At 65.9% G+C, this 24,801-nt stretch carries 23 protein-coding genes; 3 read left to right on the forward strand and 20 right to left on the reverse strand.

Going from position 1 to position 24,801, the window contains the following annotated elements; genetic code table 11:
• Nucleotides 1–22: 22 nt before the first annotated feature.
• Nucleotides 23–1,333, reverse strand: coding sequence for a D-serine ammonia-lyase (dsdA, locus tag H0A72_RS01130; protein ID WP_180153038.1), 1,311 nt, complete (start codon nt 1,331–1,333; stop codon nt 23–25).
• Between the two features lie 110 nt (nt 1,334–1,443).
• Here dsdA and H0A72_RS01135 point away from each other — a divergent pair, with 110 nt between their 5' ends.
• Complete coding sequence (locus tag H0A72_RS01135; RefSeq protein ID WP_180153040.1) at nt 1,444–2,442, forward strand: LysR family transcriptional regulator; 999 nt, start codon at nt 1,444–1,446, stop codon at nt 2,440–2,442.
• Here H0A72_RS01135 and fghA read toward each other — a convergent pair.
• The 11 genes from fghA to H0A72_RS01190 form a co-directional block, all read right to left on the reverse strand.
• Nucleotides 2,396–3,253 carry an S-formylglutathione hydrolase gene (gene fghA, locus H0A72_RS01140; protein ID WP_180153042.1) on the reverse strand — a complete coding sequence of 286 codons (858 nt, stop codon included), beginning with the start codon at nt 3,251–3,253 and terminating at the stop codon, nt 2,396–2,398. The two genes, H0A72_RS01135 and fghA, sit on opposite strands and share 47 nt — an antisense overlap.
• A 23-nt stretch (nt 3,254–3,276) precedes the next feature.
• On the reverse strand, nt 3,277–4,383 hold the full coding sequence (locus H0A72_RS01145) for an S-(hydroxymethyl)glutathione dehydrogenase/class III alcohol dehydrogenase (RefSeq protein ID WP_180153044.1): 1,107 nt from the start codon (nt 4,381–4,383) through the stop codon (nt 3,277–3,279).
• A 56-nt stretch (nt 4,384–4,439) separates the two neighbouring features.
• Nucleotides 4,440–5,669 (reverse strand): cardiolipin synthase ClsB, encoded by a 1,230-nt coding sequence (clsB, locus tag H0A72_RS01150; RefSeq protein ID WP_180153046.1) that lies wholly within the window; start codon nt 5,667–5,669, stop codon nt 4,440–4,442.
• Between the two features lie 63 nt (nt 5,670–5,732).
• The gene (locus H0A72_RS01155) at nt 5,733–6,590 is read right to left on the reverse strand and encodes an endonuclease/exonuclease/phosphatase family protein (protein ID WP_180153048.1); all 858 of its coding nucleotides are present in this window, start codon (nt 6,588–6,590) and stop codon (nt 5,733–5,735) included.
• Nucleotides 6,591–6,616: 26 nt separating this feature from the next.
• Nucleotides 6,617–8,407 (reverse strand): aspartate--tRNA ligase, encoded by a 1,791-nt coding sequence (gene aspS, locus H0A72_RS01160; protein ID WP_180153050.1) that lies wholly within the window; start codon nt 8,405–8,407, stop codon nt 6,617–6,619.
• 65 nt (nt 8,408–8,472) lie between these two features.
• Entirely contained in the window at nt 8,473–9,168 is a 696-nt protein-coding gene (locus tag H0A72_RS01165) for a DUF502 domain-containing protein (protein ID WP_180153052.1), read from the reverse strand.
• A 13-nt stretch (nt 9,169–9,181) separates the two neighbouring features.
• A complete protein-coding gene (locus tag H0A72_RS01170) occupies nt 9,182–9,481 on the reverse strand; it encodes an FmdB family zinc ribbon protein (protein ID WP_180153054.1) in 300 nt (99 codons plus the stop codon).
• A 163-nt stretch (nt 9,482–9,644) separates the two neighbouring features.
• Entirely contained in the window at nt 9,645–10,922 is a 1,278-nt protein-coding gene (locus tag H0A72_RS01175; protein WP_180153056.1) for a putative Na+/H+ antiporter, read from the reverse strand.
• An 82-nt stretch (nt 10,923–11,004) separates the two neighbouring features.
• The gene (gene ubiA, locus H0A72_RS01180) at nt 11,005–11,892 is read right to left on the reverse strand and encodes a 4-hydroxybenzoate octaprenyltransferase (RefSeq protein WP_180153519.1); all 888 of its coding nucleotides are present in this window, start codon (nt 11,890–11,892) and stop codon (nt 11,005–11,007) included.
• Between the two features lie 96 nt (nt 11,893–11,988).
• Nucleotides 11,989–13,185 carry an aminotransferase-like domain-containing protein gene (locus H0A72_RS01185; RefSeq protein WP_180153058.1) on the reverse strand — a complete coding sequence of 399 codons (1,197 nt, stop codon included), beginning with the start codon at nt 13,183–13,185 and terminating at the stop codon, nt 11,989–11,991.
• Between the two features lie 59 nt (nt 13,186–13,244).
• On the reverse strand, nt 13,245–13,391 hold the full coding sequence (locus tag H0A72_RS01190) for a hypothetical protein (RefSeq protein ID WP_180152734.1): 147 nt from the start codon (nt 13,389–13,391) through the stop codon (nt 13,245–13,247).
• 113 nt (nt 13,392–13,504) lie between these two features.
• On the opposite strand from H0A72_RS01190, the gene H0A72_RS01195 reads away from it, so the two are divergent.
• Entirely contained in the window at nt 13,505–14,167 is a 663-nt protein-coding gene (locus H0A72_RS01195; RefSeq protein ID WP_246814984.1) for a 2OG-Fe(II) oxygenase, read from the forward strand.
• A gap of 83 nt (nt 14,168–14,250) precedes the next feature.
• On the opposite strand, the gene H0A72_RS01200 is transcribed toward H0A72_RS01195, so the two are convergent.
• The 5 genes from H0A72_RS01200 to cuyA all read right to left on the reverse strand — a co-directional run bounded on the left by H0A72_RS01200 (nt 14,251) and on the right by cuyA (nt 18,474).
• On the reverse strand, nt 14,251–14,985 hold the full coding sequence (locus H0A72_RS01200; RefSeq protein WP_180153060.1) for an amino acid ABC transporter ATP-binding protein: 735 nt from the start codon (nt 14,983–14,985) through the stop codon (nt 14,251–14,253).
• Nucleotides 14,986–15,011: 26 nt separating this feature from the next.
• On the reverse strand, nt 15,012–15,701 hold the full coding sequence (locus H0A72_RS01205; protein WP_180153062.1) for an amino acid ABC transporter permease: 690 nt from the start codon (nt 15,699–15,701) through the stop codon (nt 15,012–15,014).
• Entirely contained in the window at nt 15,698–16,456 is a 759-nt protein-coding gene (locus H0A72_RS01210; protein ID WP_180153065.1) for an amino acid ABC transporter permease, read from the reverse strand. The genes H0A72_RS01205 and H0A72_RS01210 overlap by 4 nt, the downstream gene beginning before the upstream one ends.
• A 98-nt stretch (nt 16,457–16,554) precedes the next feature.
• The gene (locus H0A72_RS01215; protein WP_180153067.1) at nt 16,555–17,454 is read right to left on the reverse strand and encodes an amino acid ABC transporter substrate-binding protein; all 900 of its coding nucleotides are present in this window, start codon (nt 17,452–17,454) and stop codon (nt 16,555–16,557) included.
• A gap of 21 nt (nt 17,455–17,475) precedes the next feature.
• Nucleotides 17,476–18,474, reverse strand: a complete 999-nt coding sequence (cuyA, locus tag H0A72_RS01220; RefSeq protein WP_180153069.1) for a D-cysteate sulfo-lyase — start codon at nt 18,472–18,474, stop codon at nt 17,476–17,478.
• A 121-nt stretch (nt 18,475–18,595) separates the two neighbouring features.
• On the opposite strand from cuyA, the gene H0A72_RS01225 reads away from it, so the two are divergent.
• Nucleotides 18,596–19,582: a LysR substrate-binding domain-containing protein gene (locus tag H0A72_RS01225; protein ID WP_246814985.1), complete on the forward strand. Its 987-nt coding sequence runs from the start codon at nt 18,596–18,598 to the stop codon at nt 19,580–19,582.
• Here H0A72_RS01225 and H0A72_RS01230 read toward each other — a convergent pair.
• The 3 genes from H0A72_RS01230 to H0A72_RS01240 all read right to left on the reverse strand — a co-directional run bounded on the left by H0A72_RS01230 (nt 19,577) and on the right by H0A72_RS01240 (nt 24,704).
• Nucleotides 19,577–19,765 carry a DUF3008 family protein gene (locus tag H0A72_RS01230; protein WP_180153073.1) on the reverse strand — a complete coding sequence of 63 codons (189 nt, stop codon included), beginning with the start codon at nt 19,763–19,765 and terminating at the stop codon, nt 19,577–19,579. The genes H0A72_RS01225 and H0A72_RS01230 overlap by 6 nt on opposite strands.
• A gap of 115 nt (nt 19,766–19,880) precedes the next feature.
• Nucleotides 19,881–22,451, reverse strand: coding sequence for a cyanophycin synthetase (gene cphA / locus H0A72_RS01235; RefSeq protein ID WP_180153075.1), 2,571 nt, complete (start codon nt 22,449–22,451; stop codon nt 19,881–19,883).
• A 45-nt stretch (nt 22,452–22,496) separates the two neighbouring features.
• Nucleotides 22,497–24,704 (reverse strand): cyanophycin synthetase, encoded by a 2,208-nt coding sequence (locus tag H0A72_RS01240; protein WP_180153077.1) that lies wholly within the window; start codon nt 24,702–24,704, stop codon nt 22,497–22,499.
• Nucleotides 24,705–24,801: the final 97 nt, after the last annotated feature.

Below are 24,801 nucleotides of genomic sequence, written 5' to 3' on the forward strand. Positions count from 1 at the left end.
CGGGACTTGATGGCGGCGCACGCTACGAAGCTTCGCGCGCGCGCCTGCCCCGCTCCATGAATCGGTCGAACTCATCGTCCGGCACGAACAGGCCGCCCGTCGTCCAGACGATGTGGTTGGAATCGGCCATGCGATCCAGCAGGCCGCGCGAGCGCAAATAGCCCTGCCCGGCCGCGCTTTGCAGCAACATGCGCGGGCCGCTGAGGGCGGCCGCCGCCGAGGGCTCGACCCGCATGCCGGCCTGCTCGCGCAGCCAATGCAGGTCGGCGAACATGGAATCGTCCGAGGTGGTGATGATGCCGGACAGCAATGGGCGCATTTCCCGGATGGCGAGCTCGGACGCCGCCGGCACGGCCAGGCCGTCGGCTTCGGTTTTATTGTCCTGGCCCACGTCGTAGACTGTGATGCCGGGCGCGTCCGGATTCTGCATCCGCACCAGGAAGCAGGGCGAGGCCACCGGCTCGACGAAGAAACAATGCGCCGCGGCGCCGTACAGATGCTTGAGCCCGTAGGTGATGCCGGCGGGCGCGCCGCCCACCCCGCAAGGGATGTAGACGAACAGCGGATGCGCGGCGTCCACCGCCACGCCGAGCTCGCGCAGCTGGGCCTCCAGCCTGAAAGCGGCGACGCCGTACCCGGCGAACAAGGAAACCGACTGCTCGTCGTCGACGAAGTAACAGTGGGGATCGGCTCCGGCCTTGGCCCTGCCGGCGTCGACCGCCCGGGCGTAATCCCCCTGGTGCTCGACCACTTGTACGCCGTTGCGGCGCAGGCGGTCCTTCTTCCATTGCTTGGCCTCGGCCGACATGTGCACGGTTGCGCGGAACCCCAGCGCGGACGAGATCAGGCCTATGCTCAGCCCCAGATTGCCGGTCGAGCCGACGCAGATTTCGTATTGGCTGAAAAGCGCGCGCGCCGCCGTCCCCGACAGAACGGTGTAGTCGCCCCCTTCGGACAGGATGCCGTGGCGGATCGCCAGGCCTTCGGCGAATTCCAGCACTTCGTGTATGCCGCCGCGGGCCTTGACGGAGCCCGCGATGGGCAAGGAGTGGTCGGCCTTGACCCAGCAGCGGCCGTGCGATGGCCCCGCGCCCTCCATGCCGCGCAGCGCCGGCAGCGGCGCCAGGTCGGATTCGATCAGGCCCTGCCGGGATGCGAGCTCGGGAAACAGCGTCAGCAGCAAGGGCGCAAACCGGTCCAGGCGCGCCCGGGCCTGATGAATATGATTAATAGTAATGGGCGAGGAAGCCGCAGGCGAATTCGCAGCCGGCGCGCCGGGATTCACCCACAATTGCTGCGTTGCATAATTTCGCCCAACATTCCGGGAACTCATAGGTATTTACCCCAGTACTGCTTTTTTCTGATGGATCGATACCCTGCATTCTGTTTGATGGAGTAAATTGTGACAAACCATTTGTATTGAGCTTATCATTAGCATTACTAATGAAAGAATATTTGTCTCCTTCCGTGCTGACCTGGCTGCGCTGTTTCGACGCCGCCGCCCGCCACAGCAATTTCACCAAGGCCGCCGCCGAACTCCACGTCACGCAAGGCTCCGTCAGCCAGCAGGTCAAAAAACTGGAAGAATGGCTGGATACGCCGCTCTTTCACCGGGCGGCGCGCAATCTGGCGCTGACGGAAGAAGGCGCCCGCCTGGCCGACGCCGTGAAGCAATCGTTCGAAAACCTGGGCCTGGCGCTGGCCGATCTGCGCCAAAGGCACCGCAGCCACATCACCAGCCTCAGCTGCTCGCCGTCCTTCGCGCTGATGTGGCTCACGCCGCGCATAGGCGGCCTGCTACGGGAAAACCCCGACCTGACCCTGCGCGTGCGCGGCGAATTCCATTCGCTCGACCGCTATCGCATGGAGCAGGAACAGATACAGGCCGCGATACGCTTCGATCCGGGCGGCTACGGCGACCTGCGCGCGGTGAGCTTTCTGGATGAATGGCTGATCCCCGTCGCCAGTCCCGGCTTTGTTGCGGCGCACCCGGAAATCACGGACGCGCGCCGCCTTCCGGCCGCCTTGATGCTGCACGACGCCATGCCGTGGGAAAACGCGCCCGAGCACGTCGAATGGAATACCTGGCTGGACGGGGCCGGCGTGCCGGCGCCCGCGGCGCATACCGGCCTGCAGTTCAATCTGTCCCAGCTTGCCCTGGCCGCCGCGCTGAGCGGCCAGGGCGTCGCCATGGGGCGCGCCGCGCTGGTGCTGGACGACCTGAAATCGGGCCGCCTGGCGCAGGTGTTTCCGCAAGTGGTGAAATCCAGGGCGTCTTATCAGTTCGTGACGCCGCGGCAAACCACCGCCCCGCTGATCCGCATCGGCGATTGGCTGCAGGCCCAGGGCAGGCTTTTCCGGCAATCGCGCGACCAATGGCTGGAGGGCAAGGCCCTCAAGCCCGCAGCCGCTCGGCATGGAAGTCGACGTGGTCCTGGATGAAGGTGGAAATGAAATAGTAGCTGTGATCGTAGCCTTCGTGGCGCCGGAGGACCAGCGGCTGCTGCGCCTGGGCGCAGGCCGCTTCGAAGGCCTTGGGGTTCAGCTGCTGCTCCAGGAAGCCGTCGGCCAGGCCTTGGTCGACCAATATGCCTTGCGGAAAAGGGCATTGCGATTGCTCCATCAGCAGGGACGCATCGTAGCCGGCCCAGGCCTGGCGGTCGGGACCCAGGTAGGCCGAGAACGCTTTTTCGCCCCAGGGGCAGCGCGACGGCGCCGCGATGGGCGCGAAGGCGGACACCGACTTGAACTTGCCGGGGTGGCGCTGGGCGAGCACCAGCGCGCCGTGCCCGCCCATGGAATGCCCGAAGACGCCCACCCGCCCGGCATCGCCGGGCAGGGCGCTGGTGGCCAGGCCGTAGAGCTCGTCGGCCACATAGGTTTCCATGCGGTAGTGCTTGCTCCAGGGCGCCTGGGTGGCGTCCAGGTAGAAGCCCGCGCCGGTGCCGAAATCCCAGTCGTCGTCCTCGCCGGGCAGGCCGGCGCCGCGCGGACTGGTGTCGGGCGCGACGAGCATCAGGCCGTGCTGCGCGGCGTAGCGCTGCGCGCCGGCCTTGATCATGAAGGTTTCCTCGGTGCAGGTGAGCCCGGCCAGGAAGAACAGGACCGGAACCCTGCCGTCGGCCGCCTGGGGCGGCACGTAGGCCGAAAACCGCATGGGCAGGCCCACGGCCGTGGAATCATGGCGGTAGAAACGCTGCGCGCCGTCGAAACAGCGCTGTTCGCTGATGAGTTCCAGCTTATCCGATGACATGTCGAACCTCCCGGGACAAAGACCTAATACACCACTACCGAACGAATGGATTCGCCGCGCTTCATGAGCTCGAAGCCTTCGTTGATGCGCTCCAGCGGCAGGGTGTGGGTGATCAGGTCGTCGATGTTGATCTTGCCGTCCATGTACCAGTCGACGATCTTGGGCACGTCGGTGCGGCCGCGCGCGCCGCCGAAGGCTGAGCCCTTCCATACGCGGCCGGTGACCAGCTGGAAGGGCCGCGTGGAGATCTCGGCGCCGGCCTCGGCCACGCCGATGATGACGGACTGGCCCCAGCCGCGATGGCAGCATTCCAGCGCCTGGCGCATGACCTTGGTATTGCCGATGCACTCGAAGGAATAGTCCGCGCCGCCGTCGGTCATCTGGATGAGGGTGTCGACCACATTGTCGACCTCGTTGGGATTGACGAAGTGCGTCATGCCGAACTTTCTTGCCATGGCTTCGCGGGCCGGGTTGAGGTCCACGCCGATGATCTTGTCGGCGCCCACCATTTTGGCGCCCTGGATGACGTTCAGGCCGATGCCGCCCAGGCCGAACACGACCACGTTGGCGCCGGCCTCGACCTTGGCCGTGAACAGGACGGCGCCCAGGCCGGTGGTGACGCCGCAGCCTATGTAGCACACCTTGTCGAACGGCGCGTCGTCGCGGATCTTGGCCAGCGCGATCTCGGGCACCACGATGTGGTTGGAAAAGGTGGACGTGCCCATGTAGTGATGGACCGGCTTGCCGCCCACGGTGAAGCGCGAGGTGCCGTCGGGCATCAGGCCCTTGCCTTGCGTGGCGCGGATGGCCGTGCACAGATTGGTCTTGCGCGACAGGCAGGATTTGCACTGGCGGCATTCGGGCGTATAGAGCGGGATGACGTGGTCGCCCGCCTTGAGCGAGGACACGCCGGGGCCGGTTTCGAGCACGACGCCCGCGCCCTCGTGGCCCAGGATGGCGGGAAAGATGCCTTCGGGATCCGCGCCCGACAGGGTGTAGTAGTCGGTATGGCAGATACCCGTGGCCTTGATCTCGACCAGCACCTCTCCGGCCTTCGGGCCCGCCAGCTCGACGTCCTCGATGCTCAGGGGTGCGCCCGCCTTCCAGGCAATTGCCGCTTTCGTTTTCATACCGTGCTCCTGATTGCTGATTGAACAGGGGGGATGTTAAACGATAAACGGCGGCGTCAGTATTCCGAGGACTTTCCGGTGATCGCCACGCCGACCCGCAGCATGAAATAGGAAAACGCGTCTATCCAGCGGCCCACGCGCCCACGGCGCTGCAAGTCTTCCTCGCGCACCCGGCGCGAGTTCTGGCGCATTTCCAGCTCCAGCGCCTCGGTGAGCTCCCGGGCGAACGACGCATCCTGCACGTACACATTGCCCTCGCGCGCCAGCAGCAAGCTGAAGGGATCGAGGTTGGACGAACCGACCATGGAGCAACTGTCCATGACCGCCACCTTGGCGTGCAGATAGCTGGCCATGTATTCGTACAGCTCTATGCCGTCATCGATGAGCTTGCAGTACATATAGCGGCAGGCCCGGTACTGCAGGGGGTATTCGGACCGCCCCTGCAGCAGCAGCCGCACCCGCACGCCGCGGTGGGCGGCCTCTTCCAGGGCTTTGCGCAGGCGCCGGCCCGGAAAGAAATAGGCATTGGCGATCAGGATGTCGTGCCGGGCGCCGGCCAAGGTGGCAAGGTATACGTTCTCGATGGTCTGCCGGTACCGGACGTTGTCGCGCAGCAGGAAGGCGGCGCGCCTGCCGGGTTCGAACCGCGCCATGGGGCGCGCGACCCGCGCCCTGCGCCATTCGCCCCAGTTCCGCAGCCGCTGGTAGAAGGCCGCCCAGTCGTCCCGGCGCCGCCACGCCATGCGCAGCCACAGGGAACGCTGCGCCCGCGCGACGTCGGCCACGATGGGGCCTTCCAGCCTGACGGCGAAATCGAAGCGGGGACGCGGGCCGGCGCCGTCGTCCGGCACTTCTTCATAGTCGTCCAGGATGTTGATGCCGCCCACGAAGGCGATTTCGTTGTCCACCACCGCCGTCTTGCGGTGCAGGCGGCGCAGGCGCCTGGGGTCGACCCGCATGGCGCGCAGGCCCTGGGGCTCGGGCCGGTAGATGCGATACCGCGCGCCCATGTCGGCCAGCATGCCGGCGATGTCGCGCGCGTGGTCGGCGCTGCCGAAGCCGTCGATGACCACCCTGACCTTGATGCCGCGCTTGCACGCCTCGCTCAGGTGGTCGAGCACTTTCAGCCCCGTGCGATCGAGGCGGAAGATGTAGGTTTCCAGATGGACGCTGCGCCGGGCCTGGTCTATGGCGGCGCACAGCGACGGAAAGAATTCGCCGCCGTTGCGCAGCAAGTCTATCTTGTTGCCTTCACGCCAATTCAAGCGCTGGTCTTTGGGGGCCATGCCTTCCCTTCCTTGCGGGCGCGCCCGGAACGGATCCGCACACGGAGCGGGCCGGACCCGCCATCACGGGAGCTCCAGCTCCGCGAACAGCGGGGCGTGGTCGGAAATCTGCCGCCAGGGCGTGCCGTGCAGGACCCGGGCCTTGCGCACCGCGAAACCGCGCTGGTAGATACGGTCCAGGCGCAGCCATGGGAAGGCGGCGGGAAAGGTGCGCGGCGGGGGCGTCGCGCGGGCCGCGCCGTTGTTGCCGAGCTCGCGTATGCTTTGCGCCAGCTGTTCCGGCTTGGTGCCGTAGCGCAGCGTGTCGCGCAGCCGATTCACCTTGCCCAGCAGGCGCCGGGGCGCGTCGGAGTCCTGCGGCGCGATGGCAAAGACCTCGTACAGGCCCAGCTGCTGCACGAACAGCGGGGCGAGGCGGTTGTTCCAGTCGTTGAAGTCGCCGGCGATGAGCATGGGCTCTTCTTCCGGCACCAGGCGCTTGATGCGTTCCACCAGGGCCCCGACCTGCCGGGACCGCCCGCCGGCGAAAAGCCCCAGGTGCACGACCAGGCAATGCACAGGCACGCCCTGGATTTCGATCACGGCATGCAGCAGGCCGCGCTGTTCCAGCTTGTGGTCGGAGATGTCCTGGTTTTCGTGCTGCAGTATGGGAAAGCGCGACAGCAGGGCATTGCCGTGATCCGTCAGCTGGCGCACGGCGTTGCAGCCGTAGCAGGCTTCCATGTCGAGCGCGGCGCTCAGGAATTCGTGCTGCGCATCCAGGCTCATGCGCTGCTCGTTGCGCCCCTGGACCTCCTGCAGGAACAGCAGGTCGGGGCGCAGTCCGTACAAGCCCAGCCGCAAGTCAGCCAACGATTCGCGGCTGCCCATGGCTGAACGGCCTTTGTGAATGTTGTAGCTTACGACCCGTATGACGGACACTGCGCCCTCCCTGCCTGCTTATCTATTTACTTTACCTCGGTATTGCGCAGGCGGATATGCAATTCGCGCAGCTGCTTTTCATCGACCGGGGACGGCGCCTGCGTGAGCAGGCACTGCGCGCGCTGCGTCTTGGGGAACGCGATGACGTCGCGGATGGATTCCGCGCCCGCCATCATGGTCACCAGGCGATCCAGGCCGAAGGCCACGCCGCCATGGGGCGGCGCGCCGTATTGCAGGGCGTCCAGCAGGAAGCCGAACTTGTTGCGCGCCTCTTCCTCGCCGATGTTCAGCGCGCTGAAGACCTTGCTCTGGATGTCGGCGCGATGGATCCGCACCGAGCCGCCGCCGACTTCCCAGCCGTTGAGCACCAGGTCGTAGGCCTTGGCCAGCGCGGCGGCGGGGTCGGTGCCCAGCAGGTCTTCGTGGCCGTCCTTGGGGCTGGTGAACGGGTGGTGGGCGGCGAAATAACGGCCTTCGTCCTCGTCGTACTCGAACATGGGGAAGTCGATGACCCACAGGGGCTTCCAGCCGGGTTCGAACAAGCCGTTTGCCTTGCCGAATTCGCTGTGGCCGATCTTGACGCGCAGTGCGCCGATGGCGTCGTTCACGACCTTGGCCTTGTCCGCGCCGAAGAAGATCAGGTCGCCGTTCTGCGCGCCCGTGCGTTCGATCAGCTTGGTCAGGGCGTCGACGTGGATGTTCTTGACGATGGGCGACTGCAGGCCGTCGGGGATGGCCGAGGCGTCGTTCACCTTGATGTACGCCAGGCCCTTGGCGCCGTATATGCCCACGAACTTGGTGTAGGCGTCGATTTCGCTGCGGGGCATGCTGCCGCCGCCGGGTATGCGCAGGGCGACCACGCGGCTGGCCGGATCATTGGCCGGCGCCGAGAACACCTTGAAATCGACGTCCTGCATGAGGTCGCCGACGTCGACGAATTCGAGCTTGACGCGCAGGTCGGGCTTGTCGGACCCGTAGCGTTGCATGGCCTCGCCCCAGGTCATGGTGGGAAAGACCTTGGGCAGCTCGACGTTCTGGACCGTCGAGAACACGTGGCGGATCATGCCTTCGAAGATCTCGCGGATCTGCTCTTCGTTGAGGAAGGAGGTTTCGCAGTCGATCTGGGTGAATTCGGGCTGGCGGTCGGCGCGCAGGTCTTCGTCGCGGAAGCACTTGGTGATCTGGTAGTAGCGGTCGAAGCCGGCCACCATGAGCATCTGCTTGAACAGCTGCGGCGACTGGGGCAGGGCGAAGAACTGGCCCTCGTTCACGCGGGACGGAACCAGGTAGTCGCGCGCGCCTTCGGGCGTGCTCTTGGTCAGCATGGGGGTTTCGATGTCGATGAAGCCCAGCTGGTCGAGGTATTTGCGCACTTCTATGGAGACCCGGTAGCGCAGCATGAGGTTGTGCTGCATCTGCGGCCGGCGCAGGTCCAGGACGCGGTGCGTCAGGCGGGTGGTTTCCGACAGATTGTCGTCGTCGAGCTGGAACGGAGGCGTGACGGACGGGTTCAGCACCTGGATTTCACGGCACAGGATCTCGACGTCGCCGGACTTGAGCTCGGGGTTGCTGGTGCCTTCGGGGCGCAGGCGCACCAGGCCGGTGATGCGCACGCAATACTCGTTGCGTATGCCTTCGGCCGTCTCGAATGCCTTGATGTTGTCCGGATCGACCACGATCTGGGCCAGGCCGGCCCGGTCGCGCAGATCGATGAAAATCACACCGCCGTGGTCGCGGCGACGATGGACCCAGCCAAACAAGGTCACTGTCTGGTCAAGATGTTCTTTACTGACCTCGCCGGTATAGCAGGTACGCATCAAGGATCACTCCGTATAGAAAAAATGCCGAAAGTCTGGAATCAAAAAAAGCTCGCCACAGGGGCTCAGCGCCCGTTTGCCTCGTCGTCCGGACGACGCGGCGAGACCTCGTCGATGCGATGGGCCGCATCGACGATGGACACCGCTTCGTGCCCGGCTTCGAGCCCTTTGACGGAAACGGGCGCCACGACGCCCATGGATACTATGTACTTCAGTGCCGCGTCCACGCTCATGTCGAGCAACTGGACGTCGTCCCGGGGCAGCATGAGGAAAAAACCGGATGTCGGGTTGGGCGTGGTCGGCACATACACGCTGACGTAATCGCCCCCCAGCCTGTCGGCGACCTCGCCGCTGGGCGCGCCGGTGAGGAAGGCGATGGTCCAGGCGCCCGGGCGGGGGTATTGGATCAGGACGGCTTCGCGGAACGCCTGCCCGCCCGGCGCAAGCACCGTATCGCTGACTTGCTTGACGGAATTATAAATCGATCGCACCAGCGGGATGCGGCCCAGCAGCCGCTCCCAGCGCTCGACGATGGCGGCGCCGATGAAGTTGGCGCCCAGCAAGCCGGTCAGCAGCACCACCCCGACGACCAGCAGCAGCTGGAAGCCCGGGATGCGGAAGCCGAACAGGGACTGCGAAGTGAGAAACGGCGGCACCACGCTTTCAAGCGTGCTGATCAACAGCGCGATCACCCACACGGTGATGATCAGGGGTATCCAGATCAGCAGCCCGGTGATGAAATATCGCTTGAAAAAACGCATGCGCGGCTTGTCGTCAGGCGGACGCCGGGCTGGCCGGGGCGGGGTCCGCCGGCTTGGCCGCGGCGCCTTCGCCGGCGACCGCGCCGCCCGAAGCGCCGCCCGACGCCGCGCCCGAGCCGGCGGAACCGCCGCCGTTCCGGAAATCGGTTACGTACCAGCCGGAGCCCTTGAGCTGGAAGCCGGCCGCCGTGACCTGCTTGGCAAAGGCATCCTGGCCGCACTCAGGACAAGTGGTAAGCAGGGGGTCGGATATTTTCTGCAGGACGTCCTGCGCGTGTCCGCAAGCGCTGCACTTGTAAGCGTAAATAGGCACGACAAAATTCCACGAAAAAGTACGACAAAACCGCTTAATTTTAGCCGTTTTTGCCGATAGATACCCATAACGCGCCGGGGCCGGCGCGGCCTTTCACGGCGCCGCCGCCCCCGTTCGTGCGATTCGAGCGCCCGAAGCAGCCGGGCCGCGCGGCGCGCCGGCCCTAAAAAGAGGGCAGCATGAACATCCCCGCCGCCACCAGCGTGGGCAGGGAGGCCGCGAACAGCAGCTTCAGGGGCGAGATCGCGCCGTCCGGGAAGCAGCCCTTCAGGATGGCGAAGCCGGCCGGGTTCGGCGCGTTGGCGATGACGGTGAGCCCCCCGCCGGTGACCGCCCCCGCCACCAGCATGTAGCGCCAGACTTCGCTGGTGCCTTCCACCAGCGATCCCAGATAGGTCAGCGCCGCGTTGTCGGTGACCGCCGTCAGGGCGGTGGCGCCCCAATACAGGACCATGGGCGAGAGCCCGCCCAGGAGATCCTGCAGCCACCATTTCTGCAGGCCGCCCAACACCACCAGGCCCGCCAGGAAGAAGCCCACCATCAGGCCTTCGCGTATCAGCAGCGGATTCTGGTGGCGCTGATAGGCGTGCGCATAGCCGATGAACAGCATGAGGAAGCCCAGGAAGATGATCGGGTGATGGGCCGACAGCACGACGCCGACCAGGAAGACGGTATGGATGGCGATGACGATCCATGGCACGGGCGGGCGCCGGTCGGCCGCTTCCTGGGCCGGCCCGGCGCCTATGGTGCCGTCGAGCAGGTGTTTGGCGCTGACCATGGTCAGCACGCCCGCGTTGATGAATACGGCGGCGGCGGCGCGCCAACCGAAATGCGTCGCCATGTAGGCGGTATCCCAGCCGAAGGTTTGCGCCACCATCAGGACGGGCGGCGCGGCATAGGCGGTGAGCACGCCGCCGATGGAGATGTTCACGAACAGCACGCCTATGGTCATGTACTTGAAGCCGGCCTGCTCGCTGCGGCCGAAATAGGCGTCGCGCAGCAGCAGGGCCGCGAGCGTCATGGCGGCCGGTTCCGTGATGAACGAGCCCGCCAGCGGCACCACCGACATGATGACGAAGTACATGGCCAGTTCCCGCCTCATGGGCAGCAGGCGCGCGAGCACGCGCACCAGCTTGCCGACGAGTTCGAGTATGGGCCGGCTGGCGGCCACCACCATGATCGCGAACACGAATGCCGGTTCGGTGAAGTTGCGCGTGTCGATGTAGGTGACGGTGTCGCCCACCCCCGACAGCAGGGCCATCACGGCCAGCATCACGCAGGCCCAGACGCCGAATACCGCCTCGACTTCCGACAGCAGGTGCCAGAGCCCGGCGTGCGTGCCGCCGCGATTGGCGAGCCGCGCGAACACGGGAACGGAAAAGGTGTGGATGATGGCGATCGCAAAAAGAGCCGTTGCCAGATATTCCAGGAAGCTGGTCATTCAGTCCGCCTTGTCGAGGAAACGGCGTTGATTGTCGCACGCTGGGCGGAAAAAGAGGAGAGGCCGCCGCCCCGGCCGCCTCCTATGGCAGCACGGTGCCGGCCAGGGCGGCGGCCAGCAGCAGCACGCCCACCGCCATGTTGGCGCGGAACAGCATGAAGTTGCGGTCGGGGTGCGCCAGGCTGAAGACCGTCATTTGCCAGACGAAATGGCCGGCGATGGCGGCGATCACGACGTAATACGGCCAGTCCATGCCCATGGACCACCCGCCCCACGCCCAAAGCGCGATCGTCGCGGCGTAGAACCCGCTGATCCAGGCCTTGCCCTTGTCGGCAAAGCGCATGGCGGTGGAATGCAGGCCCAGCTTGAGGTCATCGCGCACATCGACGTAGGCATAGATGGAGTCGTACCCCACTTGCCACAGCACCGCGCCCAGCCACATGGCCACCGCCCCCAGGGGGACAGTGTTCTGCGTGTCCGACCAGGCCATGAGCATGCCCCAGTTGAAGCCTATGCCCAGCACCACTTGGGGCCAGTAAGTGAAGCGCTTGCACAAGGGATAGACGATGACGATGGGCAGCAGCGCAACGGCCAGCCACCGGCTGTATTCGTTCAGCGCGAGCAGCAGCAGCGCGCAAACCGCCAGCTGCGCCAGCACGAACCACAAGGCCTGGCGCAGGCTGATCTGCCCGCTGGTCAGCGGCCGGAAGCGCGTGCGCTCCACCTGCTTGTCGATGTCGCGGTCGAAGATGTCGTTGAAGCAGCACCCGATGCCGCGCATCAGCAGCGCGCCCAGCGAGAATATGAACAGCCGGAACAAGGTCGGCCAGCCGTCCGCGGCCTGCACCAGCGCGGCCAGGCAGGGCAGCAGCGTCAGCCAGGTGCCCACCGGGCGGTCCAGGCGGCACAGGCGCGCATAAGGCCCCCAGGAACGGGGCAGCCAGCGCTCCACCCAGTCGTCGGGCCGCATGTCGGCCAGGTCAGGGGTGCCGGGCGCCGCCGGCTCCAGGAGCTTGCCCAGGTGTTCGGGCCGCGGGGATCCGGGTTTGGGCGATGCCATCTGGGATCAGCTTTCCTTGATCAATTGCCCCAGTATGGCGATGCCGGCGCGGATCTTGTCTTCGGGCACGGTGACGAAGCTGAGGCGCAGGGTGTTGGCCTTGGCGCCGGCGCCCGCATAGAAGGGCTCGCCCGGCACGAAGGCCACGTTGCGTTCGATGGCGCGCGCCAGCAGCTTGGTGCCGTCGATGTGCTCCGGCAGCGTCACCCAGATGAACATGCCGCCTTCGGGGCGCGTCCAGCTTGCGGTGGCGGGGAAATGCTGGGCCATTGCGTCCAGCATGTAGCCGCATTGCTGCTTGTACAAGTCGCGCACCATGGGCAGATGCTGGGTCAGGAAGCCGCCCTTGATGGTTTCATACACCGCCATCTGGGTCAGGGTGGCGGTGTGCAGGTCGGTGGCCTGCTTGATCTGCACCAGCTTGGCGATGATGTGGCGCGGCGCGGCGATATAGCCCAGGCGCAGGCCCGGCGCCAGCACCTTGGAGAAGGTGCCCAGGCGCACCACGGTGGCGCCGGCCGCGCGCCCGATGCCCAGCAAGCCGGGCAAGGCCTCGCCGGCGTAACGCAATTCGCCGTAGGGGTCGTCTTCGACGATGGGGATCTGCAGCGCCGCGCAGCGCTCCGCCAGGGCGTGCCGGCGTTCCAGGCTGAGCGTCAGGCCGGTGGGGTTCTGGAAATTGGGCAGGGCGTAGATGAAGCGGGCGCCGGCCGCGCTGTCGGCCGTCAGGCCCTCGGGTATCAGGCCGCCGCCGTCGGTGGGCACGGCCACGTAGGTGGGTTCGAACAGGGAAAAGGACTGCAGGGCGCCCAGATAGCTGGGCGCTTCCACCAGCACCTTGCTGCCGGGATCGATGAACAGCTTGCCCAGCATGTCGAGCGCCTGCTGGGAGCCCGACACGATGAGGATTTCGTCGGGCGAGACGTCGGCCCCGACTCGTTTCAGGTCTTCCGCCACCCAGGCGCGCAGGGGCGCATAGCCTTCCGTGGGGCCGTACTGCAGGGCCGACCGGCCGTTCTGGGCCAGGACACGCCCGAACGCTTCATTGATCACGTCTACCGGAAAACCCTGAGGGGCGGGCAGGCCGCCGGCAAAGGAAATGATTTCGGGCCGCTCGGTGACTTTCAGGATTTCCCGGATCGTCGAACTGGTCAGCTGCTGCGCGCGTTGCGAAAAAGTATAAGGATGGGTGTACGAATCCATGGTTCCTGAAAATTCCCCGATAAAGAGCAAAGAGTGACAACTCTTTAGGTTACCGCAAATTAGTCCTTGCGGCGCTGATCGCGCCGCACGTTGCGTATCAGCCACCAAAACAGGGAAAAGGAACACGCCAAGCCCACGCCGAATATGCCCAGGACGATCCATTCGCCAGTCGTCATCTCCACCTCACTGTTCTCTGTTGCAGCCATACGGAAATTCTTTATAATTTTACCCCCACTTTTTTGCCGTTAGCCGGCCGCAGGACCTGTATGGACCAAGCCCGAAGCAGGACCCGAACCACGAGCCGGGCAAAGCTCGGCCCATGCCCCAAGCAGGGCCCACGCCCCGGGCTGCCCCGGTGGAGCGCATGATGGCGCCCTATGAGCAGCTTTTGGAGCGCCTGGCGGACCAGGGCTGGGCCGTCGCCGACGACCTGATGGACGCGCGGCTGTGCGAGCAGCTGCGCAGCGAGTGCCGGCAGGCCTGGGCGCAAGGCCTTTTCCGGCAGGCGGGCATTGGGCGCGGCGCACAGGCCGCCACGCACACCGGCATACGGGGCGACGCCATATGCTGGCTGGAGCCCGAACAGGCCCATGGCGCAACAGCCCGCTTCCTGGAATTTGCCGAAGCATTGCGCGGGGAATTGAACCGGAATTTTTTCCTGGGCCTGAACAACGCCGAATTCCACTTCGCGCGCTACCCGGCGGGCCAGGGCTATAAAACGCACGTGGACCAGCATCGGGGCCAGCCGCATCGGAAGATTTCGTTCGTGCTTTACTTGAATTCGGAATGGGCCGCGGACGACGAAGGCGAGCTGTGCCTGTATCCGGCGCAAGACGGCGGCGCCGCGGCGCGCATCCTGCCCCTGCCGGGCCGGGTGGCGCTGTTCAGGAGCGATACCATTCCGCATGAAGTCCGGCCCTGCAAGCGCACCCGCTGGAGCCTGACGGGCTGGTTCCGCAGCGACCCGCGGCCCTATCCCTAGGCGTGTCGGCGCTGAAAGCGCCCTGGCGGCCTTCCCGGCGCGCCGCCTGGCCGGGCAAAGCGCCCTCCCGTGGCGCCGGCGCGCTAATGGTGCAGTATCTTCGATAGAAATTGCCGGGCGCGCGGCGAGCGTTCTTCCAGCCGCCCGAAGAAGGCTTCGCTGTCGCAGTCTTCGACGATCTTGCCGGCGTCCATGAACACGACGCGGTCCGCCACTTTGCGGGCGAAGCCCATTTCGTGGGTGACGACCATCATGGTCATGCCCTCGCGCGCCAGGTCGACCATGACGTCGAGCACTTCGTTGACCATTTCCGGATCCAGCGCCGAGGTGGGTTCGTCGAACAGCATGGCGATCGGGTCCATGGCCAGGGCGCGCGCGATCGCCACGCGCTGCTGCTGCCCGCCGGACAGCTGGCCGGGGAATTTGTCTTTGTGGGCCAGCAGGCCCACGCGTTCCAGCAGGGCGCCGGCCCGGGCGGCGGCTTCTTCCTGGCTGCGGCCCAGGACCTTGGTCTGGGCCAGGGTGAGATTCTGCGTCACCGTCAGGTGAGGAAACAGCTCGAAACTCTGGAAGACCATGCCGATGCGGGCGCGCAGCTTGGGCAGGTTGGTGTCGGGCGCCCCCACCGACACGCCGTCGACCAGGATCTCGCCCTTCTGGAAGGGTTCCAGGCCGTTGACCGTCTTGATCAGCGTCGATTTGCCCGAACCGGACGGACCGCACACGACCACCACCTCGCCGTTCGACACCTGGGTCGTGCAGTCGTCCAGCACCTGGGTCGCGCCATACCATTTGCTGACATGCTTTATTTCTATCATTCAGGCTCCTGCTAGTCTTTCGGATCTTATCGCGCCATGCTCGTGCGCTCGCGCAGCCGGCGCACGAGCAGCGAAGCGGAATAGCTCATGATGAAGTACACCACGGCCACGAACAAGTACATTTCTATCAGCCTGCCGTCGCGCTGCGCGACCTTGGTGGCGGCGCCCAGGAAGTCGGTCAGGGACAGCACGTAGACCAGCGAAGTGTCCTGGAACAGCACGATGGTCTGCGTCAGCAGGATAGGCGTCATGTTGCGGAAGGCCTGCGGCAGCACGACCTTGCCCATGACCTGCCAATAGGTCATGCCCAGCGCATAGCCGGCGGCCAGCTGCCCGCGCGGCACCGACTGTATGCCCGCCCTCATGATTTCGCAGAAATAGGCCGCCTCGAACAAGGTGAAGGTGACCAGCGCCGACGTGAACCCGCCCACCGAAATGGGCCGGCTGGCGCCGGTCAGCCACGCGCCGATATAAGGCACCAGGAAATAGAACCAGAAGATGACCAGGATGAGCGGCAGCGCCCGCAGCAGGTTCACGTAGAGGCCGGCCACCCAGGCCAGCGGCTTGATGCCGGACAGGCGGCACATGGCCAGCAAGGTGCCCAGCACCAGCCCGCCGAACGCGGAAAACACCGTCAGCTTGATCGTGAAGACCATGCCGTCCCGGAAGAGATAGACCCAGGAACGCTGGATGACATCGAAATCGAAGCCGTTCATGCCGCGCCCTCCTTCGTGGAGGTATCGGGCCCGAAGAAGCCCGGCACCGCCATCCGCCGCTCGATCAGGCTCATGCCCCTGACTACGATGAGGTTCAGGATGAGATAGAACAGGGTCGCCATGGCGAAGGTTTCAAAGACCTGGAAACTGAATTCCTGCATGGATCTCGCCGCGCCGACGAGTTCGAACAGGCCGATGGTGAACGCCACGGACGTATTCTTGATGAGGTTCAGCAGCTCGGACGTCAAGGGCGGCAGGATGATCCTGAACGAACTCGGCAGCAGGATGTACCGATAGACCTGGATGGGTTCCATGCCCAGGGCCGTCCCCGCCATGCGCTGCCCCACGGGCAGCGATTCGATGCCGGCCCGGACTTGTTCGGCCACGCGCGAAGACGTATAGAACCCGAGGCACAGGACGGCCGGCAGGAAGATGCCCCAAGGCGGCGGGATCTGCTTGATGGCGTCGCCCAACGCGCGCGGCACCAATTCGGGGATGACGAAATACCACAGGAACATCTGGACCAGCAGGGGGATGTTGCGCAGCAATTCGACGTAGGCGGTGCCCAGCCGCCGGGCCCAGCCGATTTGCGTGGTGCGCGCCACCCCCACCACCGTGCCCATGGACAGGGCCAGCACCCAGGAAAGGCATGCCGTGCCCACCGTCCAGGCCAGACCCCACAGCAAGGTCTCCATGTAGGTGACGCCGCCCGGCGCCTCGTTGAAAAACACCAACCAATTCCAGTTGTAATTCATGCTGTGCTCCGGTACGGCTCATGACACCAAACGCCCGCCGCGCGGGCTTGCAGCGCGGCGGGCAAGGCGCGCGAAGCGCGCGCCCGAAACGGCGACGGCTATTTATAGACGTTGGGGTCGGCCGAATCGGTCGGGTTGGCGATCGCCTTCTTGAGCTGTGCGCTCATGGGCAGATTCAGGTTCACGTTCTTGGGCGGAATGGGCGACTCGAACCACTTCTTGTAGAGCTGCGCCAGCGAGCCGTCCTTCATCATGCCCTTGATGGTGTCGTCGACGATCTTCTTGAATTCGGGGTCGTCCTTGGGGATCATGAGCGCATAGGGTTCGATGGTGTAGGCGTCCTTGCTGATCATCCATTCGGAGGGATCGCGCGAGGTGGCCACCAGCCCGGCCAGCAGGATGTCGTCCATGAAGAAGGCCGCCGCCCGGCCGCTGGCCACCGTGAGCTGGGCTTCGGCGTGGTCTTTGGCGGCGATGATGTTCAGGTTGAGCTTTTGCTCTTCGTTGGCGCTGGTCAGCCAGCGGATATTGCTGGTGCCGGCCGTGGACACCACGGTCTTGCCCTTGAAGTCTTCGAGCTTGTTCAGGTTGGACGATTTCTTGGCCAGGAAGCGCGTGGCCGTGACGAAGGTGGTGGGCGCGAACCACACCTGGGCCTGCCGTTCTATGGTGTTGGTGGACGAGCCGCAGTTCATGTCCACCGTGCCGTTGGCAAGCAGGGGGATGCGGGTGGACGAGGTGACCGGCACCAGCTTGATGTTGATCTTGTCGACGCCGATTTTCGCTTTCACGGCATCGATGATCTTGTAGCAGATGTCGAGCGAATATCCGATGGGCTTCTGTTTGTCGTCCAGATAGGAAAACGGGATGGAAGAATCGCGGTGGCCCAGGGCGATTTCGCCCGAGGACTTGATTTTTTCCAGCCTGCCGTCCGCATACACCGGCGCCGCCGCCATCACCGCGAAAGCCGTCAAACAAGTCAATGCACTTTTTTTCATGTCTAGAACTCCTTGGTATGCTTAAAAAATCTGGCGATAGCCATAAAGGCCGACTGCCCCGCCAGTGTGCACAAACACCACGTTCTCCCCCTTCTTGAAATGGCCGGCGCGGATCAGAGCGATCAGCCCCGCCATGCCCTTGCCCGAATACACCGGATCCAGCAAGACGGCCTCGTGCTCGGCCGTCAGGCGTATTGCCTCTATCATCGCCTCGGTGGGCACGCCGTAGCCGGCGCCCACATAGTCGGAATTCGCCACGACGTCGCTGCGCTTCGCCGCGGCAGCCGGCAAGCCCATGAAGTCAAGCGTATTCTGCACGAGCCGCCACACATTGTCCTCCTGGATATCCCTTTGTGCACGCACGCTGATGCCGTATACGGGTATTCCGCTATTGCCGGCCGCCAACCCCACGACCAGGCCCGCCTGGGTGCCCGTGCTGCCCGTGGCATGCACGACGTGGTCGATGCGCACGCCCTGTTCGAAGGACTGGTTCAGCAGTTCCTGGGCGCAGGCCACATACCCCAACGCGCCCACCGGGTTCGATCCGCCGCCGGGAATCACATAGGGCTTGCGCCCGTCGCCGCGCAACGCGTCGGCCAGCTTTTCCATCTCGGCCTGCATGTTGGTGCCGGCCGGGTAGCGGGCGACGATCTCGCCGCCCAGGAGGCGGTCCAGCAGCACGTTGCCGGACTCGTCGTACTCGGGGCCGGCGCCGCTGACCCGCTCTTCGAGAAGGATTTTGCAGCGCAGGCCCAGCTTCGCGGCGGCGGCCACCGTCTGGCGCGCATGGTTGGATTGCACCGCGCCCTGGGTGATCAGCGTGTCGGCGCCCCGCGCCAAGGCGTCGGCGACCAGGAATTCGAGCTTGCGGGTCTTGTTTCCGCCGGTCGCCAGCCCGGTGCAGTCATCGCGCTTGATATAAAGATTCGGCCCGCCCAGATGCGCGCTCAAGCGAGGCATGAATTCCAGCGGCGTCGGGAAATGGCCGAGCCGGACACGGGGATAGGCGGCAAGATGCATGGCACACAACTCCTGTTACAAGTATGCCAGCCATGGTACTGAGCGCTAGGTGATTTGCCTAATACAAATTTCTTGTTTCAGCATGCATTATTTGCATAATGTCGGAGGGCAAGCGATGAAAATGGTCTGGATCGAAGATCTGATCGCCCTTGCGGAAGCGGGCACATTTTCGCGGGCGGCGGTCCTGCGCAACGTGTCGCAGCCTGCTTTTTCACGGCGCATACAGCTGTTCGAAGCCTGGCTGAACGCCGAGCTCATCGACCGGCGCAGCCAGCCCATCCGCCTTACCCCTATAGGCGAACGGCATATCGCGGCCTTCCGCTCGCTGCTGCACGACATGAACCAGCTGCGCAACCGCATACAGTCCGAAAGCGCCTACCAGACCCGGGTCACGCTGGCGACCCAGCATTCCCTGACCATCACCCTGCTGCCGGGCCTGCTGCAGCAACTGAACGACCACGGCATCGCGCACATAGACTTCAACGTGCGCTCCGAGAACCGCGACGAATGCGTGGCGGCCTTCATGCTGGGCCAGGCCGACCTGCTGCTTTGCATGGAAGAAAAGCACGACTTGCTGAGCGACCGCATGCCCGCCGCCTGCCGCCATTCCATGGGAGTGGAGACCCTGATCCCGGTGTCCGCGCGCACGGCCGGCGGCGCCCCGCTGCACATGCCGCGCGCGGGCCAGGCGCTGAAGCTGCTGGGCTTCCCGCAAGACAGCTTCCTGGGGCGGGTGGTGCAGCGCACCTGCCTGGGCACGCTATCCCTGCAGCATCCCATCGAAATCGTGCATGAATCCATTTTCCTGGCCGGGGTGAAGGAAATGGTCAAGTCCGGCTTCGGCATGGCATGGCTGCCCCGCAGCCTGGTGCGGCGGGAACTCGAATCCGGCGAGCTGCTGTCCCTGGCCGACTCCCCCGGGCTGAAAACCGTGGAATTCGAGCTGGGCCTCTACCGCAACCCGTTGGCCGCCCACGCGGACGCCACGCGCCAGGTCTGGGACATCCTGGCGTCGGAGCCGGAAACCCGCCCCGCCTACGGCCCGCCGCCACCCGGCGAGCCGCGCGGGAGCGCGCCGGCCCGGGCGCGGGCCGGCGCCCGCTCATGAATCGGACTTGTGCTCCGGCTTGCCTTTCCGCTTGGTGGAAGCCAGTTCATCGAGCTCCTTCTCGGACATCGATTCATACATGGACCTGGACGCGCCCTTCAGGTCCTTGACCTTGGTGTCGCCGCGCTTGGCGGACAGCGCCGCGCCCGCCGCTTTTTGCTGGGCCTGGGATTTCGCCGGCATGATCTTGCTCCTGTAGGAAGAAGGGGGCCGGCCCGGTGCCGGGTCCGGCTCACCCATTATTCTTCCGCCCGCGCGCCGGGATCAAGCCACCGGATATGGCTTGTGTAACAGATCTTCAGGCGGCGGCGATGCGCGCCGCAATGTGCGCCAGGGCTTCTTCGACCTGGTCGATCAGGATCAGGCACAGGTCGCCCGGTTGCAGTCGCTCCAGCGCCGTATCGATGGCCAGGAACTCGCCATGCAGCTCCTGCACGTGGGTCGCCCGGCGCGCGTTCGTCAGCCCCGCCCGCAACAACGCCAGGACTTCGCCGTCGGCCCGCCCGCGCTGGCACATGTCTTCGTACAGGATCACATCGTCGAAGGCGTCGCCCAGGATTTCGGTCTGCCGGCGTATGTCGACGTCGCGCCGGTCGCCCGCGCCGCTGATGACCACGCTGCGCCGATGCGCCGGCATGGCATTGACGGCCTGCACCAGCGCCGCGATGGCGTCGGGGTTGTGGCCGTAATCCGCGATCAGCGTGGCCCCGCGATACGAAAAGACATTGAACCGGCCCGGCGCGGTGCCGGCGTCGTTCACGAAGGACGCGATGCCCGCGCGCACGCCGGCCCAGTCCAGCCCCAGCGCCCACGCCGCGGCCAGGGCCGCCATGGCGTTCTCGACCTGGAAGCCGATGAGGCCGTTGCGCACCAGCGGTATGGCGCTCAGATCGATGCGGTGCTCGAAGCCGCCTTCGGCCATGACCACCGCGCCGCCTTCCACGTACACCGACCGCCGGCCCTGGGCGCGATGCGTGGCCAGCACCGGATGGTTGCGGTCCTGCGCGAAATAGATGACGGAGCCGGGGCAGTTGTCGGCCATGGCCGCGACGATGGGGTCGGCGGCATTCAGCACGGCATAGCCGTCGGGCGCCACGTTCTCGACGATCACCCGCTTGACGATGGCCAGGTCCTCGACGGTGGTGATGAAGTTCAGGCCCAGGTGATCGCCCGTGCCCACGTTCGTGACCACGGCCACGTCGCAGCGGTCGAAGCCCAGGCCCTCGCGCAGCACCCCGCCCCGCGCGGTCTCGAACACCGCCGCATCGACGTCCGGATGCAGCAGCACGTTGCGCGCGCTGCGCGGCCCGCTGCAGTCGCCGGTATCGATGCGGTTCCGGCCGATGTAGACGCCGTCGGAATTGGTCATGCCGACGCGCAAGCCGGTCGTGGCGACGAGATGCGCGATCAGGCGGACGGTCGTGGTCTTGCCGTTGGTGCCGGCCACGGCCACGACGGGGATCCGGCCGTTGGCCCCGTCGGGAAACATGTTGTCGATGACGGCGTCGCCGACGGCCCTGCCCTTGCCGAAGGACGGGTTCAGGTGCATGCGCAGACCCGGCGCGGCATTGACTTCCACGATGCAGCCGGCCTGCTTGTCCAGCGGGTCATACACGTTTTCGCTGACCAGGTCGATGCCGCAGATGTCCAGGCCGACCATTTGCGCCGCCGCGACCGCGGTGGCGGCCAGCTCGGGATGCACGTGGTCGGTGACGTCGGTCGCCGTGCCGCCGGTGCTCAGGTTGGCGTTGTTGCGCAGGGTGACCAGCACGCCTTTTTCAGGCACGGAATCGGCGTGGTAGTTCTGCGCCGCCATGGTCGCCAGGGCGATGTCGTCCAGCCGGATCTTGGTGAGCGAGCTGCCGTGGCCCTCGCCCCGCAGGGGGTCGGCGTTGATCTGCGCGACCAGCTGCGCAATGCTGCGCTCGCCGTCGCCGATGACCTGGGGCGGGTCCCGGCGGGCGGCCGCCACCAGCTTGTCGCCGACCACCAGCAGGCGGAAGTCATGCCCGGGGTAGTAGCGTTCCACGATGACGTCCGGCGTGATCTCCGCCGCCAGGGCATAGGCCGCCATGACTTGTTCGCGGGTCTGGATGTTGACCGTCACGCCCCGGCCCTGGCTGCCGTCGCGCGGCTTGAGCACGACGGGGCCGCCGATTTCGGATGCGGCACGCCAGGCGTCTTCGGCGCTGTCCACGCAGCGCCCCGCCGGCACCGGCACTCCGGCGGCGGCCAGCAGCCGTTTCGTCAATTCCTTGTCCTGCGCGATTTCCTCGGCAATGGCGCTGCTGCTGTCGGTCTCGGCAGCCTGTATCCGGCGCTGCCGGCTGCCCCAGCCGAACTGCACGAGGCTGCCTTCGGTGAGCCGCCGGTAGGGAATGCCGCGCCGGACCGCGGCCTGCACGATGGCGCCGGTGCTGGGCCCCAGGCGGATGTCCTCGTTCAATTCACGCAGCTTCGACAGGCCTTCGGTGATGTCGAACGGCAGGTTCTGCATGGCCGCGACGCACAGCTGCTGGGCAAGGTCGAAAGCCTGTCGGCCCACCGCTTCTTCGCTGTATTCGACGATCACCTGGTATACGCCCGGCTCGATGGTGGGCGCGGCGCGGCTGAACGCCACGGGGCAGCCCGCCTGCGACTGCAGTCGCAGCGCCGCGTAGGCCAGCGCATGGGCCAGCGAGTTCGCGGGTTCCTGGCTGGTGGAGCGCAAGATGTCGACGTCCGGGAAGCGCGCTCGCAGGCGGATCTCGAAGGCATCGACATCGCTGATCGCGCGCTCGGCCTCAGTGCATGAAACGATTGCTTCGATGACGGTTTGCCGGCACCAGAGGTTGGGGCCGCGCAGCGCGCGTACACGGGAAACTTCCATCAGATGATTGTCCTTGTTGCCAAGATGATCGATATGCCTGCGCGCTCAGGCGGACGCGCCGACGGCGGACGCCTGGGCGGCATCGGGCGATGCCGCGGCGTCCACGCCGAAAGTTTCCACGCCGATCCGTATCACGTCCCGGCCTATGCCCAGCGCCCAGGCGGCGGCCACCGCCGCCAGCATGTTGCTCAGCGCATAGCCCCGCTCGCAGGCGGCGAGCGATGGAATGGATGCCAGGTCGGTGACGACGGTTTCGTTCAGGCCCTGGGCCATCACGACCTGGCCGTGGCGGACCGACACGGTGCGCCCCCCCGACTGCCGGTGCGCGGCGATGATGCCGTCGTCCGGGCGCAGGCCGAAGAATATGACCGAGCCGTCGCAGAGCCCGGCCAGGTCGGCCACCGCCGCGTCGTCCGCGTTCAGTATGGCCGCGCCGTCGGGCAGGACCACGTCGACCTGGGTCCGGTAGACCTTGACCATCTGGTCGGGGTCGCCCATGTACAGCTCCGGGAACACGTCCGCGGGATCGATGTTGGTCACGATGCCGATCTGGCAGCGATCGTAGGCCAGGCCTTCGCCGAGTATCGTGCGCGCGCCGTTCTCGATGACGCCCGCCTGCACCGCGCGGTTCAGCAGCACCCTGCGGGCGGCGTCCCAGTTGGCCCCGTCGTTCTTCTGCACGTGCCGGCGGCCGAAATACAGGCCGTGGCTGCAGGCCAGCCCGGTGTATGCGCCGGAGAGCTGCGTCAGCCACGCCACGATGCGCGCCACGCTCGTCTTGCCCTTGCTGCCGCTGATGCCGACGATGGGAATGTGGCCCGTGTCCCCTTCGGGGAAAAGATGATCGACGATGGCGCGGCCGACGGGCCGGGGCTTGCCGGCCGCCGGCTTCAAATGCATGAGCAGGCCGGGACCGGCGTTGACTTCGACGATGGCGCCGCGCTGTTCGTCCAGCGGCCGGGAGATGTCCTCCGCCACCAGGTCCACACCCGCGATGTCCAGGCCCACGACCCGCGCGGCCAGTTCCACCGCCGCCGCCACGCTGGGGTGCACGTTGTCGGTGATGTCTATGGATACGTTGCCGTTGCGCTGTATGAGCACCGTCACGCCCGGCGCGGGCACCGACGTCGCACTGAGGTTCTGGCGCGCGAGCTCGAGCCGCGCCGCGGAATCCAGGCGGATGGGATTGAGCGGGTGGTCTTCGTCGCGGCCGCGGCGCGGGTCGGAGTTCAGCTGGATCTCGATGAGCGCCTCGACCGTGTTGACGCCGTCGCCCACCACCACCGCCGCGTCGCCCCGGGCCGCGGCGACCATGCGGCCGCCGACCACCAGCAGGCGGTGCTCGTCGCCCAGCACGAAGCGCTCGACGACCACGCCGCTGCCTTCATCGACGGCGACGGCGTAGGCCGTCTCGATTTCTTCCCGCGTGGTCAGGTTGGTGAACACGCCCCGGCCGTGGTTGCCGTCGCTGGGCTTGACGACGACGGGCAGGCCGATGTCCTGCGCGGCCTCCCAGGCTTCTTCGACGCTGCCGACCAAGCGCCCTTCCGGCACGGGCACGCCGCAGGCATGGAGCAGGCTCTTGGTCAGGTCCTTGTTGCGCGAAATGCTTTCGGCGATGGCGCTGGTGCGGTCCGTTTCCGCCGTCCAGATGCGGCGCTGGCGCGCGCCGTAGCCCAGCTGCACGAGATTGGCCTCGCTCAGGCGTATGGTCGGGATGTCGCGGTCGTCGGCCGCTTCCACGATGCAGCCGGTGCTCGGCCCCAGGCGCAATTCTTCCGCCAGTTCGCGCAGCCTTTCGATGCAGCCCGGCACGTCGTAGGGTTCGTCGCGTATGGCGGCCATGACGAGGTCGCGGGCGCAATACAGGGCCTCGCGCGTCAATTCTTCATGCCAGGCGCGGACGATGACCTTGTACACGCCGCGCACCGGGGTTTCGCGCGCGCGGCCCAGGCCGCCCGGCATGCCGGCCAGGCCCTGCAATTCCAGGCTGACGTGTTCCAGGATGTGGGCGGGCCAGGTGCCCTGGCGCAGGCGCTGCAGGAAGCCGCCGCGCTCGCCGACGCTGCAGCGATGTTCCACCAGGCTGGGCAGCCATGCGACCAGGCGCTCGTAGAAGCCCGGTATGAGATTGGATGGATAATCTTCCAGTTCCCCGATATCGACCCATGCTTCCATCACCGGGCGGTACGCCCAGATGTTGGGGCCGCGCAACATCACCATATTGGTGAATTCAATGTTTTTCGTCTGCATCTTGAAAGGGGAAACCAGAAGAGGAACAAGAATCGCAATAGCGATTGGAGAGTATTTAACGGCAAATGCCCCCGAATGTGTTTGCCAAGCGGGTCGC

It is taken from the genome of Parapusillimonas granuli, from assembly GCF_013416525.1.
GTDB lineage: Bacteria > Pseudomonadota > Gammaproteobacteria > Burkholderiales > Burkholderiaceae_B > Parapusillimonas > Parapusillimonas granuli.

What these genes read in the sequence shown, in the direction of transcription:
- H0A72_RS01185 (WP_180153058.1), bottom strand. Translation starts at nt 13,185, where the DNA reads ATGGATTCGTACACCCATCCTTATACTTTTTCGCAACGCGCGCAGCAG.
- H0A72_RS01225 (WP_246814985.1), top strand. Translation starts at nt 18,596, where the DNA reads ATGGTCTGGATCGAAGATCTGATCGCCCTTGCGGAAGCGGGCACATTT.
- cphA (WP_180153075.1), bottom strand. Translation starts at nt 22,451, where the DNA reads ATGGAAGTTTCCCGTGTACGCGCGCTGCGCGGCCCCAACCTCTGGTGC.
- H0A72_RS01200 (WP_180153060.1), bottom strand. Translation starts at nt 14,985, where the DNA reads ATGATAGAAATAAAGCATGTCAGCAAATGGTATGGCGCGACCCAGGTG.
- H0A72_RS01205 (WP_180153062.1), bottom strand. Translation starts at nt 15,701, where the DNA reads ATGAACGGCTTCGATTTCGATGTCATCCAGCGTTCCTGGGTCTATCTC.
- H0A72_RS01195 (WP_246814984.1), top strand. Translation starts at nt 13,505, where the DNA reads ATGCCCCAAGCAGGGCCCACGCCCCGGGCTGCCCCGGTGGAGCGCATG.
- dsdA (WP_180153038.1), bottom strand. Translation starts at nt 1,333, where the DNA reads ATGAGTTCCCGGAATGTTGGGCGAAATTATGCAACGCAGCAATTGTGG.
- H0A72_RS01190 (WP_180152734.1), bottom strand. Translation starts at nt 13,391, where the DNA reads ATGGCTGCAACAGAGAACAGTGAGGTGGAGATGACGACTGGCGAATGG.
- ubiA (WP_180153519.1), bottom strand. Translation starts at nt 11,892, where the DNA reads ATGCGGCCCGACGACTGGGTGGAGCGCTGGCTGCCCCGTTCCTGGGGG.
- H0A72_RS01165 (WP_180153052.1), bottom strand. Translation starts at nt 9,168, where the DNA reads ATGCGTTTTTTCAAGCGATATTTCATCACCGGGCTGCTGATCTGGATA.
- H0A72_RS01145 (WP_180153044.1), bottom strand. Translation starts at nt 4,383, where the DNA reads ATGAAAACGAAAGCGGCAATTGCCTGGAAGGCGGGCGCACCCCTGAGC.
- aspS (WP_180153050.1), bottom strand. Translation starts at nt 8,407, where the DNA reads ATGCGTACCTGCTATACCGGCGAGGTCAGTAAAGAACATCTTGACCAG.
- H0A72_RS01240 (WP_180153077.1), bottom strand. Translation starts at nt 24,704, where the DNA reads ATGCAGACGAAAAACATTGAATTCACCAATATGGTGATGTTGCGCGGC.
- H0A72_RS01135 (WP_180153040.1), top strand. Translation starts at nt 1,444, where the DNA reads ATGAAAGAATATTTGTCTCCTTCCGTGCTGACCTGGCTGCGCTGTTTC.
- H0A72_RS01215 (WP_180153067.1), bottom strand. Translation starts at nt 17,454, where the DNA reads ATGAAAAAAAGTGCATTGACTTGTTTGACGGCTTTCGCGGTGATGGCG.
- H0A72_RS01175 (WP_180153056.1), bottom strand. Translation starts at nt 10,922, where the DNA reads ATGACCAGCTTCCTGGAATATCTGGCAACGGCTCTTTTTGCGATCGCC.
- fghA (WP_180153042.1), bottom strand. Translation starts at nt 3,253, where the DNA reads ATGTCATCGGATAAGCTGGAACTCATCAGCGAACAGCGCTGTTTCGAC.
- H0A72_RS01230 (WP_180153073.1), bottom strand. Translation starts at nt 19,765, where the DNA reads ATGCCGGCGAAATCCCAGGCCCAGCAAAAAGCGGCGGGCGCGGCGCTG.
- cuyA (WP_180153069.1), bottom strand. Translation starts at nt 18,474, where the DNA reads ATGCATCTTGCCGCCTATCCCCGTGTCCGGCTCGGCCATTTCCCGACG.
- clsB (WP_180153046.1), bottom strand. Translation starts at nt 5,669, where the DNA reads ATGGCCCCCAAAGACCAGCGCTTGAATTGGCGTGAAGGCAACAAGATA.
- H0A72_RS01210 (WP_180153065.1), bottom strand. Translation starts at nt 16,456, where the DNA reads ATGAATTACAACTGGAATTGGTTGGTGTTTTTCAACGAGGCGCCGGGC.